This window comes from Candidatus Oscillochloris fontis (genome assembly GCF_004138135.1).
Taxonomy (GTDB): Bacteria; Chloroflexota; Chloroflexia; order Chloroflexales; family Chloroflexaceae; genus Oscillochloris; species Oscillochloris fontis.
The window spans coordinates 1-2,825 of sequence record NZ_RYFD01000102.1 but is presented as its reverse complement, the minus strand read 5'-3'; the positions used below and the strand labels follow the sequence as shown (position 1 = coordinate 2,825).

At 47.3% G+C, this 2,825-nt stretch carries 1 tRNA gene and 2 rRNA genes; all 3 read left to right on the top strand.

Annotated features, from left to right (window positions below):
* Positions 1-191, top strand: a 16S ribosomal RNA gene (locus tag EKD03_RS18040); the annotation flags it as partial.
* Between the two features lie 201 nt (positions 192-392).
* Positions 393-466, top strand: a tRNA-Ile gene (locus EKD03_RS18035).
* Positions 467-817: 351 nt separating this feature from the next.
* Positions 818-2,825 (top strand): 23S ribosomal RNA (locus tag EKD03_RS18030); the annotation flags it as partial.

Sequence of the window (2,825 nt, the reverse complement as noted above, 5' to 3'; positions counted from 1 at the left end):
TAGTAATCGCGCATCAGCCATGGCGCGGTGAATACGTTCCCGGGCCTTGTACACACCGCCCGTCAAGCCATGGAAGCCGGGGGGACCTGAAGTACGTAACCGCAAAGGAGCGTCCTAGGGTAAAACCGGTAACTGGGGCTAAGTCGTAACAAGGTAGCCGTACCGGAAGGTGCGGCTGGAACACCTCCTTTCTGGAGAGATGATTTTCCGAAAAAGGCCTGATTGTTACGCGCTGATTTTTCCACAAAATTCATAAGAAAACGGAAAGACAAGTTGGTATGGTGGTTCTCCCTTTTTTATTAAGTATGCACACAGTGTAGTTAAGCCGTTGTTTAATCATTTTTTAAAAACAATACACCGTAGCCTCGGGAGAAAAAAAGAGGAATACAGCCAGTCCTATAGCTCAGTTGGTTAGAGCGCTACACTGATAATGTAGAGGTCGGCAGTTCAACTCTGCCTGGGACTACAAAAAAGAAGCGAAAAGCGGATAACGGAAAGTTAATAGCGAATAGTCAATAACTAATAGTGATTAGTTAATAGTTGAAAGTGAATAGCGGCAAACTTAAAGTTATACCGAAAATTGCATAAAACAATCAGGGTCTGGCGGCCGTAGACTGTAGACTGTAGACCGGCGACCGTAGTCTGGCGAGTGAAGAAGGTATAAAATAGTATGAAAGCTTTTTATACGACAAACGAACGATCTTTGACATATTGTAACAAGAAGAGAAGTAAGGTTTTACTGTGTTTGATATAGTTTTAGAGATAGAGCGATTTATCAATAGACATAATTGATACAGTATTAATACGATAATAAAATAAAAAAGCAAATAAGAGCGAACGGTGGATGCCTAGGCTCTGGGAGGCGAAGAAGGACGTGATAAGCTGCGAAAAGCTGCGGGTAGGTGCAAATAACCCTTGATCCGCGGATATCCGAATGGGGCAACCCGGCACAGTGAAGCTGTGTCATCCTGCATAGCGGGAAGCAAACGAGGGGAACTGAAACATCTAATTACCCTTAGGAGAAGAAAACAAAAGTGATTGCGCGAGTAGTGGCGAGCGAAAGCGCAGAAGCCCAAACCCATGATGTAGCAATGCATTATGGGGGTTGTAGGACTGCGATATAGAAGAAGTAAATGAATTGGAAGAGCGTTGGAAAGCGCCCCCGCAGACGGTGACAGGCCGGTACAGGTAAGTTTACCATTTTTAGCAGTATCCTGAGTAGCGCGGGACACGAGAAATCCTGTGTGAAACTGGCGGGACCATCCGCTAAGGCTAAATACTCCCCAGAGACCGATAGTGAACCAGTACCGTGAGGGAAAGGTGAAAAGCACCTCGAACAGAGGAGTGAAACAGACCCTGAACCCGTTCGCTTACAAGCGGTCGGAGCAGCTACGTGCTGTGACGGCGTGCCTTTTGCATAATGAACCTACGAGTTACTTTCACTGGCGAGGTTAAGGTCTTCAGGACCGTGAGCCGAAGCGAAAGCGAGTCTTAACAGGGCGAGGTTCATTCCGTAAGGAATGAAAGCGCGAAAGCGCATTAGTCAGTGGAAGTAGACGCGAAACCAAGTGATCTACCCTTGAGCAGGTTGAAGTTTGGGTAACACCAAATGGAGGACCGAACTGTTTGACGTTGAAAAGTCTTCGGATGACTTGAGGGTAGGGGTGAAAGGCTAATCAAACTTGGAGATAGCTCGTACTCCCCGAAATGCATTTAGGTGCAGCCTGTGAGGAGTTTATAAGAGGTAGAGCGACTGATTGGATGCGAGGGTTTCACCGCCTATCAAGTCCTGACAAACTCCGAATGCTTATAAATGATCTCATGGAGTGAGGGCATGGGTGCTAAGGTCCATGTCCGAGAGGAGAAGAATCCAGACCATCAGCTAAGGTCCCCAAATATATGCTAAGTTGCATTAACGAAGTCGAACTGCTTAGACAGCTAGGATGTTGGCTTGGAAGCAGCCATTCATTTAAAGAGTGCGTAACAGCTCACTAGTCGAGCGGTTTGGCATGGATAATAATCGGGCATAAGCATATTACCGAAGCTATGGACTCAGAGATGAGTGGTAGGGGAGCATTCCAGTTCGGCGTAGAAGGCGTAAGGATAACTTACTCTGGAGCGGCTGGAAAAGCAAATGTAGGTATAAGTAACGATAAGGAGGGCGAGAAACCCTCCCGCCGGAAGACTAAGGATTCCTGATCAACGCTAATCGGATCAGGGTTAGTCGGGGCCTAAGGTATAGCCGACAGGCGAAGCCGATGGAAGAACAGGTTAATATTCCTGTACTACTTATTGGAGCGATGTGGGGACGGAGTAGTGACAGTCCTGCGAGGTGACGGAATACCTCGTTGAAGGGTGTAGATATTGAGAAGCGTAGGCAAATCCGCGCTTTGAGTCGAACCTGAAAGTACCGTGCGTACTTGTACAAACGGATATGGACGTAAACAGACTTCCAAGAAAAACCGCTAAGCGTTAATTCAATGAGTACCCGTACTACAAACGGACACACGTGGTCAAGTAGAGCATACTAAGGCGCTCGAGTGATTCACAGCTAAGGAACTAGGCAAAATAGTCCCGTAACTTCGGGAGAAGGGACGCTTCCTCCAGGGATGGAGAAGCCGCAGAGAAATGGCCCAGGCGACTGTTTAACAAAAACACATGGCTATGCAAAATCGCAAGATGAAGTATATGGCCTGACACCTGCCCGGTGCTGGAAGGTTAAGAGGAGAAGTTAGAGCAATCGACGCTTTGAATTGAAGCCCCAGTAAACGGCGGCCGTAACTATAACGGTCCTAAGGTAGCGAAATTCCTTGTCGGGTAAGTTC